General features: G+C 63.3%; 11 protein-coding genes. 4 read left to right on the top strand and 7 right to left on the bottom strand.

The genetic code is table 11. The features are described from left to right. Nucleotides 1-1,146: a lytic murein transglycosylase B gene (mltB, locus tag JAB8_RS11280; RefSeq protein WP_227742120.1), complete on the top strand. Its 1,146-nt coding sequence runs from the start codon at nt 1-3 to the stop codon at nt 1,144-1,146. 438 nt (nt 1,147-1,584) lie between these two features. Continuing rightward, the gene (locus JAB8_RS11275) at nt 1,585-1,917 is read left to right on the top strand and encodes a hypothetical protein (protein ID WP_034751784.1); all 333 of its coding nucleotides are present in this window, start codon (nt 1,585-1,587) and stop codon (nt 1,915-1,917) included. A gap of 99 nt (nt 1,918-2,016) precedes the next feature. On the opposite strand, the gene cysM is transcribed toward JAB8_RS11275, so the two are convergent. Continuing rightward, entirely contained in the window at nt 2,017-2,919 is a 903-nt protein-coding gene (gene cysM, locus JAB8_RS11270; RefSeq protein WP_070289566.1) for a cysteine synthase CysM, read from the bottom strand. A gap of 252 nt (nt 2,920-3,171) precedes the next feature. On the opposite strand from cysM, the gene JAB8_RS11265 reads away from it, so the two are divergent. Continuing rightward, complete coding sequence (locus tag JAB8_RS11265) at nt 3,172-4,941, top strand: FAD-dependent oxidoreductase (protein ID WP_070289565.1); 1,770 nt, start codon at nt 3,172-3,174, stop codon at nt 4,939-4,941. On the opposite strand, the gene JAB8_RS11260 is transcribed toward JAB8_RS11265, so the two are convergent. Further along, complete coding sequence (locus JAB8_RS11260; RefSeq protein WP_070289564.1) at nt 4,938-6,302, bottom strand: M20/M25/M40 family metallo-hydrolase; 1,365 nt, start codon at nt 6,300-6,302, stop codon at nt 4,938-4,940. The genes JAB8_RS11265 and JAB8_RS11260 overlap by 4 nt on opposite strands. A gap of 199 nt (nt 6,303-6,501) precedes the next feature. Here JAB8_RS11260 and JAB8_RS11255 point away from each other — a divergent pair, with 199 nt between their 5' ends. Next, nucleotides 6,502-8,067, top strand: coding sequence for a phospholipase D family protein (locus tag JAB8_RS11255; RefSeq protein WP_070289563.1), 1,566 nt, complete (start codon nt 6,502-6,504; stop codon nt 8,065-8,067). 93 nt (nt 8,068-8,160) lie between these two features. Here JAB8_RS11255 and JAB8_RS11250 read toward each other — a convergent pair whose 3' ends face one another. The 5 genes from JAB8_RS11250 to JAB8_RS11230 all read right to left on the bottom strand — a co-directional run bounded on the left by JAB8_RS11250 (nt 8,161) and on the right by JAB8_RS11230 (nt 12,911). Then, a complete protein-coding gene (locus JAB8_RS11250; protein ID WP_070289562.1) occupies nt 8,161-8,823 on the bottom strand; it encodes a helix-hairpin-helix domain-containing protein in 663 nt (220 codons plus the stop codon). 166 nt (nt 8,824-8,989) lie between these two features. Further along, a complete protein-coding gene (rfaE1, locus tag JAB8_RS11245; protein WP_070219403.1) occupies nt 8,990-9,943 on the bottom strand; it encodes a D-glycero-beta-D-manno-heptose-7-phosphate kinase in 954 nt (317 codons plus the stop codon). Further along, nucleotides 9,940-11,307 (bottom strand): UDP-glucose/GDP-mannose dehydrogenase family protein, encoded by a 1,368-nt coding sequence (locus tag JAB8_RS11240; RefSeq protein ID WP_070289561.1) that lies wholly within the window; start codon nt 11,305-11,307, stop codon nt 9,940-9,942. Before JAB8_RS11240 ends, rfaE1 begins: the two co-directional genes overlap by 4 nt. Before the next feature lie 79 nt (nt 11,308-11,386). Then, nucleotides 11,387-12,562 (bottom strand): lipopolysaccharide assembly protein LapB, encoded by a 1,176-nt coding sequence (gene lapB / locus JAB8_RS11235; protein WP_070219401.1) that lies wholly within the window; start codon nt 12,560-12,562, stop codon nt 11,387-11,389. 46 nt (nt 12,563-12,608) lie between these two features. Next, a complete protein-coding gene (locus JAB8_RS11230) occupies nt 12,609-12,911 on the bottom strand; it encodes a LapA family protein (RefSeq protein ID WP_029496228.1) in 303 nt (100 codons plus the stop codon). Nucleotides 12,912-13,086 lie beyond the last annotated feature (175 nt).

Genomic DNA, 13,086 nt, shown 5'->3' with positions numbered 1-13,086 from the left:
TTGTTACCGATCAAAACCTCCGCCCTGTCCCTGCTCCTCTCCCTTCCCCTGTGCCTGACGACCGCGCACGCTGGGGAAAACAGCCATATTTCCGCTGCCGACCGCGCCCGCGCCGTGCGCGCGGCCAAGGCCCCGCCCGCCAAGGCGACAGCCAAGAAAGCACCGGCAAAATTCGACTTCGAAGGCGAGTTTGTCGACTATGCCAACTGGAAAGAAGTACGCGCCTTCCTCGACGACATGTCCGCCAAGCATGGCTTTGACCGCGCCGGGCTCGATACCCTGATCGGCAAGGTGCGCTATGTCGAATCGACCGTGCAGCTGATGAAGCCGGCGCCGCCCGGCAAGCCGAAGAACTGGCAAGCGTACAGCGCCCGCTTCATCGAGCCGGTGCGCATCAATGCGGGCGTGAAATTCTGGGAAGAGAATGCGGAAGCGCTGGCGCGCGCCGAGCGCGAATATGGCGTGCCGGCCGAGATCATCGTCGGCATCATCGGCGTGGAAACCGTGTACGGACGCAATACGGGCCGTTTCCGCGTGCTCGACGCGCTGACGACCCTGGCGTTTTCCTATCCGGACAGCCCGACCCGCGCCGCGCGCATGGAATTTTTCAAGGGAGAACTGGAAAACGCGCTGTTGTACGCGCGCAAGGATGGCATCGATCCCTTGACCCTGCTCGGCTCGTATGCGGGCGCCATCGGCCTGCCTCAATTCATGCCCAGCAGCATCATGAAATATGCGGTGGACTTCGATGGCGATGGCCATATCGACCTGCGTAATTCCACGGCCGACGCCATCGGCAGCGTCGCGCATTTCCTCGTCGAACATGGCTGGCGGCGCGACGACCCGGCCATCAGCACGTATCCCGTCACCGTGTCGGCCAGCCGCACATGGGAAAAGTTCGTCGGCCAGGGCTTGCAAGCAAAATACCGGCTGGGTGAATTGCAGGAAGCCGGCGTGAGTACCGTCGTGGCCACGCCCCAGAACATGTTGTTTGGCTTGATCGATTTACAAAATGGTTCAGAAGCAACTGAGTATCACTTGGCAACCAATAACTTCTTTGCTATAACTCAGTACAACAGAAGTTATTTTTATGCCATGTCAGTGATTGACCTGGGCAAGGCCATCAGTCAAGTGCGCGCACGCTAACCGAAAGTCAGTGTAAAGTTATAATATTACTTGTAAGAAAGCGTAAGCGATGTTGAAGCGACCGGCAAACAGGTCTATGGTGGGGCCGATAACATGTGCCAGCCTCGCTCGCCAGCCTTTGTGCGGCACGGGATGCAGTAGTGGTTTTATACTTAACTTTTGTCAAAGTACAATTTTTGCTCTATCATAGAGCATAATAAAGAATAAATAGGTGTTGCAGCTAGACAACACCGGTTCTGTACAAAGCAAGATTAGCGGGCTTTCCCGCCTGAAATTGAATCCTGTTGTACAATTGTGTATATATCATGAAAAACTGTATCCCGGATCGTACCGTGTGTGAATTCGTTCCTTTTAGTAAAGAATGAACATGAACGCAGCAAGAGCGAGCTCCGAGTGTTTTTTACTTTGCAGTGCAACTACAGAAGGAACAATAACATCATGACAAACCAAGTCGGCATTGATATGAACAGCGATTCGGACTCCGACGATCTGCTCCAGTACAACCCAAACAGACTGCTCGATACCCTGATCGAAAACCTGCGCCTGAAAAACGACGCAGCCTTGTCCCGCGCGCTGGAAGTGGCGCCACCGGTCATCAGTAAAATTCGCCACCACCGCCTGCCGGTCGGCGCATCGCTGCTGATCCGCATGCACGAAGTCAGCGACCTGAGCATCCGCGACCTGCGTTACCTGATGGGTGACCGTCGTAACAAATTCCGCATCAGCGACAAGCAATTCAAGCCAAAAGAAGGCGAAACGCCACAAGGCTGATCCTGCCAGTTCGCAGGTTTTCCCTCCCCGCCATGGGGAGGGGGTATTTCCAGCAGTTCTCAGGCCGTTCTGGCCGACCTCACTTCACATCCTTCCCCGTTACGCAGGGAAAACACCTGTGGACAGATATCTGTCGCCACGGTCGCAGACGACGAACACGATGGTCGCGTTTTCCACCGTTTGCGAGATGCGCAGCGCGATTTCGCACGCGCCGGCTGCCGAGATGCCGCAGAACAAGCCCTCTTCCGCCGCCAGGCTGCGCGCCATGCGCTCGGCCACGCCCTGGCTCACGTATTCCACCTGGTCGACGCGCGATTTGTCGTAAATTTTCGGCAAGTACGCTTCCGGCCACTTGCGGATGCCGGGAATCTGCGAACCGTCCTCGGGCTGGGCACCGATGATCTGGATGGCGGGATTTTGCTCCTTCAAATAGCGCGACACGCCCATGATGGTGCCCGTCGTGCCCATGGCGCTGACGAAATGCGTGACCTGGCCATTGGTATCGCGCCAGATTTCCGGCCCCGTGCTTTCATAGTGGGCGCGCGAATTGTCTTCGTTGGCAAACTGGTCGAGGATCACGCCGCGGCCGTCCTTCTGCATCTGCTCGGCCAGGTCGCGCGCATATTCCATGCCGCCCGTCTTCGGCGTCAATAAAATGTCGGCGCCGTAGGCGGCCATGCTCTGGCGGCGCTCCACGCTCAGATTGTCGGGCATCAGCAACAGCATCTTGTAACCGCGCAAGGCAGCGGCCATGGCCAGCGCGATGCCCGTATTGCCGCTGGTCGCCTCGATCAGGGTATCGCCCGGCTTGATGACGCCGCGCTCTTCAGCGCGCTTGAGCATGGACATGGCCGCGCGGTCCTTCACGGAGCCGGCCGGATTGTTGCCTTCCAGCTTGCCCAGGATGACGTTGTTGCGCGCGAGCGCATCGGCACCCGGCAAGCGCGTCAGTTGCACCAGCGGGGTATTGCCTATCGTATCTTCAAGTGTCTTGTAAGCCATCGTGTCTGTTTGAGTAGATTCAACAAAGACCCATTCTAATATGAGATGCTGGACGGCGTATCGCTGATCGGCGGCCGCTTCCGGGCCCGCGTATGCATGCGGCTGCACCGCGACGCGCCGCATGGCGCCTGCCGCCCCGCCATTTCCGGGCGTGCGCAAAGGGTATTGCGGCAGGCGCGCGCCGCATGCGCTAGACTCGTCACTGTTAGTTATTTTTGTTATTTGCTTATTCAGCCTCCGAACGGACCCGCCATGGCCAGCAGCACACCCGAATTCATTCCCGAAACGACGCAGGACGATCCCGTCCAGCTCGCCACCCTCGACTTGCAGGGCCGCAGCCACCAGATCTCGCCCGTCTTCAATGCGCTCGAACTGCAGCGCTTGCAGCGCTACGGCACGCGGCGGCGCTTTGCCGATGGCGAAACGCTGTTCGAGGCGGGCAGCAGCAGCTTCGGCATGCTGGTGATACTGTCCGGGCGGGTCAGCATCACGCGCCACGAAGTGCTGGGGCAGGCGTCCGTGCTGCGCGAAGTGGGCGTCGGCCACTTCATTGCCGAGGTGGCGCAATTGTCCGGCCGCCCCACCCTCGTCAACGGCAGCGCCGTGGGCGAGGTGGAATTGCTCGACATCAGTTCGGAATCCCTGCGCGCGCTGATCGTGGCCGAGGCGGAGATGGGCGAACGCATCGTGCGCGCCCTGATCCTGCGCCGCGTGGCGCTGATCGAATCGAATTCGGGTGGGCCCGTGCTGGTGGGCCCGCGCGGCAATGGTAATCTGTTCCATCTGCAAAGCTTTTTATCGAGCAATGGCCATCCGCACACGGTGCTCGATCCGGCCACCGATGCGGCGGCCGCCACGCTGGCCCAGCGCTACCAGCCCACGCCGCAGGAATGGCCGCTGGTGGTCTGTCCGGACGGCAAGATCATGAAGAATCCCGGCAATGCGGAACTGGGACGCTGCCTGGGCATGCTGCCCGATTTGTCCGGCGACAAACTCTTCGACGTGCTGGTGGTGGGCGCCGGTCCCGCCGGCCTGGCCACGGCCGTGTATGCGGCCTCGGAAGGGCTATCGGTGCTGGCGCTCGAGCAGCGCGCGTACGGCGGCCAGGCGGGCGCCAGCGCGCGCATCGAAAATTATTTGGGCTTTCCCACCGGCATTTCCGGCCGCGCACTGGCAGGACGCGCCTACGTGCAGGCGCAAAAGTTCGGCGTCGAGATCGCCACCCCGGCCAGCGCCGCCAACTTGCTGTGCGACAGCTGGCCGCTGCGCGTCAAGCTGTGCGACGGCACCCAGGTGCGCGCCCGCACGGTGGTGCTGTCGTGCGGCGCGCGCTATCGCCGTCCCTCGCTGGCCAACCTGAAAACGTATGAGGGACGGGGCGTGTATTACTGGGCCTCGCCCATCGAAGCCAAGCTGTGCCGGCAGGAAGAAATCATCCTGGTGGGCGGCGGCAACTCGGCCGGCCAGGCCGCCGTGTTTCTCTCAAGCCACGCCGCAAAGGTCCACATGGTGATCCGCGGCGAGGGACTGGCGGCCAGCATGTCGAGCTATTTGATCGAGCGCATCGCCGCCACGCCCAATATCACCTTGCACACGCACACGGAAATCATCGCCCTCGAAGGCGACGACGACGGCTTGACGGAGGTGCGCTGGCGCAACAACCAGACGGGCAAGGAGTGCGATTGCGCCGTGCGCCGTGTATTCCTGTTCGTGGGCGCCGATCCGAACACGGACTGGCTGCACGACTGCGCCGTGGCCGTCGACGAGCAGGGTTTTATCCGCACGGGCTTCGACGTCACGCGCGCCGAATGCCGCGCCCATGGCCACGGCGCGCATTTAGCCTACCCGCCTCCGGACTTGCCGGAACGGGCCGCGCTGGAAACGAGCGTGGCGGGCGTGTTCGCCATCGGCGACGTGCGCGCCGGTTCCACCAAGCGCGTCGCTGCCGCCGTGGGCGAAGGCGCGGCCGTCGTTTCCCAGATTCACGGTTTCCTTGCCCGCTTGCCTGTCAACAGCGCCTAGCGCAAGGGCATGGGATAGGTGGCCACGCTGACATTGCCGTCGTTGTCGATGGCCTGGACGCCAAAGAAATAGCTGTCTTTCGATAGCTTGACCTTGGCCTCGGTGACCTTGCCCACATCCTGCGCGCCCTGCCACTGGTCGGCCGTCGTGGCGCGCCACACGATGCGGTAACCGGCCAGGTCCGGTTCCGTGTTCGGCTGCCAGACCAGTGCAGTGGCGTTTTCCAGCTGGGCCGTGCGCACCTGCACGCCGGCGGGCGCGGCCGGCGCCAGGGCCAGTGACGCGAGCGCCGCCGCATTCACGCGCGCCACTTTCGCCACATACTCGTCATCGACGAATTGCGGCAGGTCGCCGTACTGCACGCCATTTTCCACGCGCACATCCTGGTGCTGGTGAGCAAAATCCTCGTGCGGTTCCGTAAAGCGCAGCGCCGCGTAGCCTTGCGCCAGGAACGGCATATGGTCGCCGCCGCGCAGGTAGCGGTCGGCGCGCTGGATGACGTTGACCTTGAAACCGGGAACGTAGCGCTCGCCCACCTGTTTCACATGGCGCGCCAGCTGGCGCGAGAGCGAATCGTTTTCGCCGCCCGTCGCCACCAGGGCACGCACGCCGTCGCTCATCTCCTTCACGGCCGGGATACCCTCGGCAAACAGGCGCACCTGGCCGCCATCGACGGTGCCGTCTTCCGCGCGCGAACTGCCGATGATGTCGTTATTGAGCATGCCGGCGATGTTGAGCTTGTTCAACTTTGCCTGCTGCGCCCAGTGGCCGGAACCCAACAAACCCTGTTCCTCGGCCGCCACGGCCATGAAGACGAGCGTGGCGTCGAACTGGTGGCGCGCCATCGCGCAAGCCATTTCAATGACGGCCGCCGTGCCCGAGGCGTCATCGTTGGCCCCGGGCGCGTCGCCCTGCGCATCCATCACGTCGGTGGCGCGCGAGTCATAATGGCCGCTGACGACATAGATGCGCCCGGCCGACTGCGGCTGGCTGCCCGGCAAGGTCGCCACCACGTTGACGATTTCCGTCGGCCGCGCAATGCGTTTCGACACGGGCGCCACATGGCTGTCGAACGCCACCTGCAGTCGTCCGCCCGCCTGCGCGCCGCAGCGCTCCAGCTCCGCCTTGATCCAGCGCCGGGCCGCGCCGATGCCGCGCGTGTCGGACACGGTATCGGACATGGTGTGGCGCGTCCCGAAACTGACCAGCTTGCGCACATGCGCCTCGATGCGCTGCGGCGAGATGTCGGCCACCACTTGCCGTATCTGCTGCTGCGCCGGTTCGGCGCCCGGCGCAGCCGCCACACTCGCCGACAGCATGGCTGCCGTCATTGCCGTCATTGCCGTCACAATCCCTGCCATGCCGCCGTCTCCCGATGATTGATTGAGCTGGCCATTCTCGCATTTTTGACGGCAGGCAAGGATGTTCCAGGTCGAAAATCGTGCATTGTAGAAACTGCTACAATCGGCCACTCCCCCGTTCACGAAAGGCACGCATGCGCCAGACCGCCCTCCATCCCGCACGCCGCAGCATGCGCGCGGTCCGCTGACGGTGCGCCGCATGCTCGTCAAATTGCTGCTGCTGGCCACCTTGTTTGCCGTGCTCAGCATCGCTGCCCTGTACAGCTACGGGCGCTTCGCCGAACGTTCGCTGGGCGCGCCGGGAACGGCCTTGCCCGTGGCGACGGATGCCACCCTGCTCGACCGCGTGCTGGCGCCGCAGCTGGCGCAACGCCCGGGCCACAGCGGCACGGCCCTGATCGACGACAACCTGGAAGCGTTTGCCCTGCGCGCCCTGAGCGCGCGCGAAGCGGGCCGCAGCATCGACCTGCAATACTACATCTGGCATAACGACGTCACGGGACGCCTGCTGGTGCGCGAACTGCTGCGCGCGGCTGACCGCGGCGTGCGCGTGCGCGTGCTGCTCGACGACATTAACGCACGCGGCCAGGACGCCGCCATCCTCGCGCTCGACAGCCATCCGCTGATCGACGTGCGCATCTTCAATCCAAGCCGCAACCGCGACGGCATCTGGTGGCGCGCCGTGGAAATGGCCTTGCGCGCCGTCAGCCTGAACCGGCGCATGCACAACAAGGCCTGGATCGTCGACGGCAGGGTGGCCCTCGTCGGCGGGCGCAATATCGGCGATGAATATTTTGATGCCGCCGAGCAAGTCAATTTCCAGGATGCCGACTTGCTGCTGGTGGGACCCGCCGTGCAGCAGACGAGCGACATCTTCGACCGCTTCTGGAACAGCCGCGCCGTCCTCCCCATACGCGCCTTGCACGCCGGCAAGGACGCGGGCGCGCCGGAACTGCAGGCTGTGCGTGCGCGCCTCGATACGCTCACGGGCGAAGTGGGCGCTTCCCCCTACCTCCAGCAGCTGACCGATGCGGGCCAGCTGCAGGCCCACCTTGATGGCCGGCTGCGCCTGCACTGGAGCGGGCAAGTGCAGGTGCTGTCGGACCCGCCGGAAAAAGCCGCGCCCGTGGCCAGTTTGCAGCGCAGCGAGCACTGGCTCATGCACAGCCTGCTGCCGCTGCTGACGGACGCGCGCGAGGAAGCGCTGCTGACCTCGCCCTACTTCGTGCCCGGCGCGGCGCTGAGCACGATGCTGGCCGACAAGATCGCGGCCGGCGTCCAGGTCCAGGTGCTGACCAACTCGCTGGCCGCCACCGACGTGGCCCTCGTGCATGCGGGCTATGCGCGCTACCGCCAGGCGCTGTTGGGTGGCGGCGTCGCCCTGTTCGAATTGAAGACCCAGCACCGCAAGCGCATCAGCCTGATGGGGTCGAGCCGCGCCAGCCTGCATACCAAGGCCGTGGTGGTCGATGGCCAGCGGGGCTTCGTCGGTTCCTTCAACCTCGATCCCCGCTCGGCCCAGCTGAATACGGAAATGGGCGTGCTGTTCGACGATGCCGCGCTGGCGGCCGACATGCGCGCGCTGTTCCTGCATTCGACGGCGAGCGACACCAGCTATCGATTGTTCCTCGACAACGGCGCCCTGCGCTGGTCCGACGCCACCGAGCAGCCCGCCAAAGTGTGGACGCACGATCCGGAGTCCGGCTTCTGGCGCCGCCTGCTGGTGTCCGTGATGCGCTGGCTGCCGATCGAATCGCAGCTGTAGGTGTATAAAAAAACCCCGCGCGGCCGGTACCACGCGGGGTTTTCTTCTCGTGCTGCGCGGCACCACCACGCAACACGCTTTACGACAAAACGCTTATTTTTTCTCGGCTTCCGCTTTCTTCGCCTCGGCGGCAGCCAGTTTCGCTTCTTTCTTCGCGGCAGCGGCAGCAGCCTTCGCTTCTTTCTTGGCAGCGGCAGCTTCCTTCTTCGCTTCGGCAGCCGTTTTCATGGGAGCGGCATCGGCCGCTGCAGCGGCAGGCGCGGCGGCAGCTTCTTTCTTGGCGGCAGCGGCGGCAGCCTTGGCTTCTTTCTTCGCGGCAGCAGCTTCTTTTTTCGCTTCAGCGGCTGTCTTGGCTGGCGCCGCAGCGGTGTCGGTCGCAGCAGCTGGCTTCGGTGCGGCTTCTTTCGCTGCAACTTCCTTCACAGCAGCTTCCTTTTTTGCCGGGGTAGCTTTCGCCGCCGGAGCGGGTGCCGCCGGCGCGCCGGACTTGGCCTGGCCATTCACTTGCAAGCCCGCTTCCGACAACTTCACGGAACTTTTCGGACCGATGCCCTTCACGCGGCTTTCAAAATCGGCCCAATCCTTGAAGGCGCCGCCTTTGGCACGCTCGTCGATGATGGCTTTCGACGTGACGGGGCCGATGCCCTTGACGCTGTCGAGTGCCGCCTGGTCCGCCTTGTTGACATCGACCTGGGCAAAGGCAAAGCCCATCGTCGCGATCAAGGTGGCGATGGCCAGCAGTATTTTTTTGAACATGGGTATCTCTCCGTGGTGTGGTTTCAAGATGACTCGAACGCAAGGGAAGAGCAGCGCCTTAACGGCTTTAACGGCTGGGACGTGATACGGTTGACAAGACGGGACGGCGGAAGGATGGGAAAACCTGCGCCAGATCAAACGCTCCGGCGCAGGTGGTACAGCATGGTTATTGGGAGAACAGCTCGTCGCGGGTGACGGTGGCCGTGCCCAGCTTGCCGACGACGATGCCGCCGGCCCGGTTGGCCGTGCGCACGGCGTCGCCCAGGCCCATGCCGGCGCCCAGCATGGCCGCCATGGTGGCGATCACCGTGTCGCCGGCGCCCGAGACGTCGAACACTTCGCGCGCATCGGTGGGCATGTGCAGCACCTCGTCGGCCGTGTACAAGCTCATGCCCTCTTCGGAACGGGTCAGCAGCAAGGCGTCCAGGCCCAGCTGCGCGCGCATCTGCTGCGCGCGTTCCGTGAGCTGCTCTTCCGTGCTCCAGTTGCCGATCACGCGGCGCAGTTCCGACTTGTTCGGAGTGAGCACTGACGCTCCCGTATAGCGGCTGAAATCATCGCCTTTCGGGTCGACCATGACGATCTTGCCGGCCGCCCGGGCCGCCTTGATCATCTCGGCCACGTTCACCAGGCTGCCCTTGGCGTAGTCCGACAGGATCACCACGTCGTAGTGCGGCAAGAGGGCATTGAATTGCTTGAGCTTGTCGCGCAGCACGGTATCACTCGGTGCATCCTCGAAGTCGATGCGCAGCATCTGCTGCTGGCGGCCGATCACGCGCAGCTTGATGATGGTGGAAATGGCCGCATCGCGCTGCAGATAGCTGTGGATGCCGCCGCCTTCGAGCAGGCGCTCGACCTGGCTGCCGGCCTCGTCGTCGCCCACCACGCCCAGCAAGCTCGTCTTCGCTCCCAGCGCGGCCGCGTTGCGCGCCACGTTGGCCGCGCCGCCCAGGCGCTCTTCGCGCTTCTCGATACGCACGATGGGCACCGGCGCTTCCGGCGAAATACGGCTGACATCGCCGAACCAATAGCGGTCCAGCATCACATCGCCCACCACCAGCAGGCGTACCTGGGCCAGCGCGGCCGGCGCCGTCAAGGCGACTACCTCCTGGGCGCTCATGCGCGCGTCAGGATCGAGCGACCGATCCCGTGGTATTCGATACCGTTCTCGGCCATGACGGCCGGCTCGAACAGATTGCGTCCGTCAAAGATCACGGCCTGCTTCAGACGCGTCTTGACCTGCTCGAAGTCGGGGCTGCGGAAGGCTTTCCACTCGGTCACGATGACCAGCGCATCGGCGTCCTGCAGCGCATCCTTCGGGCTGTCGGCAAAGCGCACCCTGGCCAATTGCTCCGGCGTCAAGTCCAGTTGCAGCACGCGGCGCGCCTCGGCCATGGCGACGGGGTCGTACACGGCCACCGTGGCGCCGCGTCCCAGCAAGTCGGCCAGCAGCACGCGGGCCGATGCTTCGCGCATGTCGTCCGTATTCGGCTTGAAGGCCAGGCCCCACACGGCGAAATGCCGGCCCGTCAGATCTTCGCCGAAGCGAGTGACCACTTTGCGTCCCAGCACCTGTTTCTGCTGGTCGTTGACGGCTTCGACGGCGCGCAGGATCAGCAATTCCTGGCCGTGGCCGCGTGCCGTGCGCTCGAGCGCCTGCACGTCTTTCGGGAAGCAGGAACCGCCATAGCCGCAGCCCGCATACAGGAAGCTGTGGCCGATGCGCGGGTCGGAACCGATGCCGTGGCGCACGGCTTCGATATCGACGCCCACCTTGTCGGCCAGGTTCGCCAGTTCATTCATGAACGAGATGCGCGTGGCCAGCATGGCGTTGGCCGCATATTTCGTGAATTCGGCCGAGCGTACATCCATCCAGTAAGTGCGTTCGTGGTTGCGGTTGAACGGCGCGTACAGGCTTTTCAGCAATTCGCGCGCGCGTTCGCCTTCCGGCGTGGCGTCGACGCCGATGACGATGCGGTCGGGGCGCATGAAGTCTTCGACGGCCGCGCCTTCCTTGAGGAATTCCGGATTCGATGCCACCGAGAACGTGGCGGCCACGCCGCGCGCGTCGAGTTCGCCCTGGATGGCGGCGCGCACTTTTTCGGCCGTGCCGACGGGCACGGTCGACTTGTCGACGATGACCTTGAAGTCCGTCATGTACTTGCCGATGCCGCGCGCGGCGGCCAGCACATATTGCAGGTCGGCCGAGCCGTCTTCATCGGGCGGCGTGCCGACGGCGATGAATTGCATCGCGCCGTGCGCGGCGGCCGCTTCGACGTCGGTGGAAAAGGTCATGCGTCCGGCGGCGCGGTTGCGCGCCACGACTTCTTCCAGGCCCGGTTCATGGATGGGGATGCCGCCGCTGTTGAGCAAGGCTACCTTCTGTGCGTCCAGGTCGAGGCAAAAGACGTCGTTGCCCAGCTCCGCCAGGCAGGCGCCGGTCACGAGGCCAACATAGCCGGTGCCGATAATAGTGATTTTCATGGATGTACCGTATGGATAAAAAGCAGGTCTTACATAGAAGTACACGCCACATTGCTCAGGGCAAGGTGACGTGTACGAATCAGTTCATGACGTTAAGTTCTTCTGTGCGGCGCGGTGGATACGTTTCCCACTTGTTGCAGCCAGGGCAGTGCCAATAGAACTGGCGTGCCTTGAAGCCGCAATGGCTGCACTGGTAGCGGGCCAGCTTCTGCGTGTAGCCGTGCACGAGGTTTTTCACCATCGACAGCTCGGACCAGATGGCGGCCGGGGCGTCCATCATGCGCGCTTCCAGCAGTTTGTCGAGGCCCAGCAGGGTCGGCGTGCGGCGCAGCTCGGCGCTGACCAGCTGCTTCGCCGCTTCCACGCCGTCGAGCTCGATAACGGCCTTGAAGACGACTTCGATCAGGTCGATCGACGATGCCTCTTCCAGGTAGGAACGCAGCAGGTTGACGCCTTCCTGTGCACGGCCCAGCTTGGTGTAGCCATCCATCAGGCGCTGCGCGACCAGGGCCACGTGCGGCACGCTTTGCTGTTCCACGCGGCGCCAGGTGGTCAGCGCGCCTTCCACATCGCCGCGCGCCAGCAGCACGTCGCCCGTCAGGATGGTGGCGCGCACGCTCTTGCGGTCCGTCTGCAAGGCTTTTTCCAGCAGCGGCATGGCGTCGTCCGGCTTCATGTGCACGAGGGCGTCATGCGCCAGTTCGCAATAGAACTGGGCGATTTCCTTCTGGCGCGCGCCGGCGCCCGATTCCTGCAAGCCCACGGCCGCTTCGATGGCGCGTGGCCATTCCTTTTCGCGCTGGTAGATTTCCAGCAGCGCGCGGCGCGCCTGGGCCGCATATTGCGTGTCGACCAGGCTGTTGAAGGTTTCTTCGGCGCGGTCCAGCAGACCTGCTTTCAGGTAATCCATGCCCAGTTCGTAGGCGGCGTGGCCCTGCTGTTCCAGCGGCAAGTCCGGACGGGCCAGCAAGTTCTGGTGCACGCGGATGGCGCGCTCCGTTTCGCCGCGGCGGCGGAACAGGTTGCCCAGCGCAAAGTGCATATCGGCCGATTCCGGGTCCAGCTTGACGACTTCGATGAAGGCGTCGATGGCCTTGTCATGCTGCTCGTTGAGCAGGAAATTCAAGCCCTTGAAGTAATTGCGCGGCAGGCTGCGCGATTCCGACACCAGTTGATGAATGTCCACGCGCGCGGCGATCCAGCCCAGCGCGAAAAACATCGGGATACCCAAGAGCCACCAGAGTTCAAAATCCATGCGATTGTTTTTATTCGAGTAAGAGAGATAGGAGCGACGGCGCCGCTTACTGCGCGCTCACGCTGTCCGGTTGCGGCTGGACATTGCTGGCCACGCCAACGGTCTGCAGCGCAGCAATGGTGGTCTTTTGCTTGTTCGCTTCGCGGCGGTGACGGAACACGGTCGGCGTCAGCGCCAGTACGCCCAGGCTGGCGCCGGCGACAAAAAAGCCCAGCAGCATCAGGACCAGGGGGCCGCGAATTTCATAATTGAGGAAAACATGCAGGTCGACAACCTGCGCATTCTTCAGCGCAAAACTGAAGAACAGGACGAAAAGAACACAGCCAACGATGGTGGAGATGATTTTCATCGATAGGTCCAGAGTGAACAAAAAAATGCCCGTACCACATGGCACAAACGTAGAGTGCTGATCAAACCGTAGCGAGCGGCAGCGATTTGTGGCCGAGAAGCGCAACCGTACTGAAGTACGGTGAGCATCGCCGGCCGCAAAGCGCGACGCGCAGTAGGTTTGAGCAGTGCTCTAC

The organism is Janthinobacterium sp. HH106 (assembly GCF_001758725.1).
Classification (GTDB): domain Bacteria; phylum Pseudomonadota; class Gammaproteobacteria; order Burkholderiales; family Burkholderiaceae_D; genus Janthinobacterium.
The sequence above is the reverse complement of the archived record's forward strand: the minus strand, read 5'-3'. Positions and strand labels throughout refer to the sequence as shown.

Bases quoted from the DNA above. Each gene is read 5' to 3' on its own strand.
- JAB8_RS11275 (WP_034751784.1), top strand. From the start codon at position 1,585: ATGACAAACCAAGTCGGCATTGATATGAACAGCGATTCGGACTCCGAC.
- cysM (WP_070289566.1), bottom strand. From the start codon at position 2,919: ATGGCTTACAAGACACTTGAAGATACGATAGGCAATACCCCGCTGGTG.
- JAB8_RS11265 (WP_070289565.1), top strand. From the start codon at position 3,172: ATGGCCAGCAGCACACCCGAATTCATTCCCGAAACGACGCAGGACGAT.
- JAB8_RS11260 (WP_070289564.1), bottom strand. From the start codon at position 6,302: ATGGCAGGGATTGTGACGGCAATGACGGCAATGACGGCAGCCATGCTG.
- JAB8_RS11255 (WP_070289563.1), top strand. From the start codon at position 6,502: ATGCTCGTCAAATTGCTGCTGCTGGCCACCTTGTTTGCCGTGCTCAGC.
- JAB8_RS11250 (WP_070289562.1), bottom strand. From the start codon at position 8,823: ATGTTCAAAAAAATACTGCTGGCCATCGCCACCTTGATCGCGACGATG.
- rfaE1 (WP_070219403.1), bottom strand. From the start codon at position 9,943: ATGAGCGCCCAGGAGGTAGTCGCCTTGACGGCGCCGGCCGCGCTGGCC.
- JAB8_RS11240 (WP_070289561.1), bottom strand. From the start codon at position 11,307: ATGAAAATCACTATTATCGGCACCGGCTATGTTGGCCTCGTGACCGGC.
- lapB (WP_070219401.1), bottom strand. From the start codon at position 12,562: ATGGATTTTGAACTCTGGTGGCTCTTGGGTATCCCGATGTTTTTCGCG.
- JAB8_RS11230 (WP_029496228.1), bottom strand. From the start codon at position 12,911: ATGAAAATCATCTCCACCATCGTTGGCTGTGTTCTTTTCGTCCTGTTC.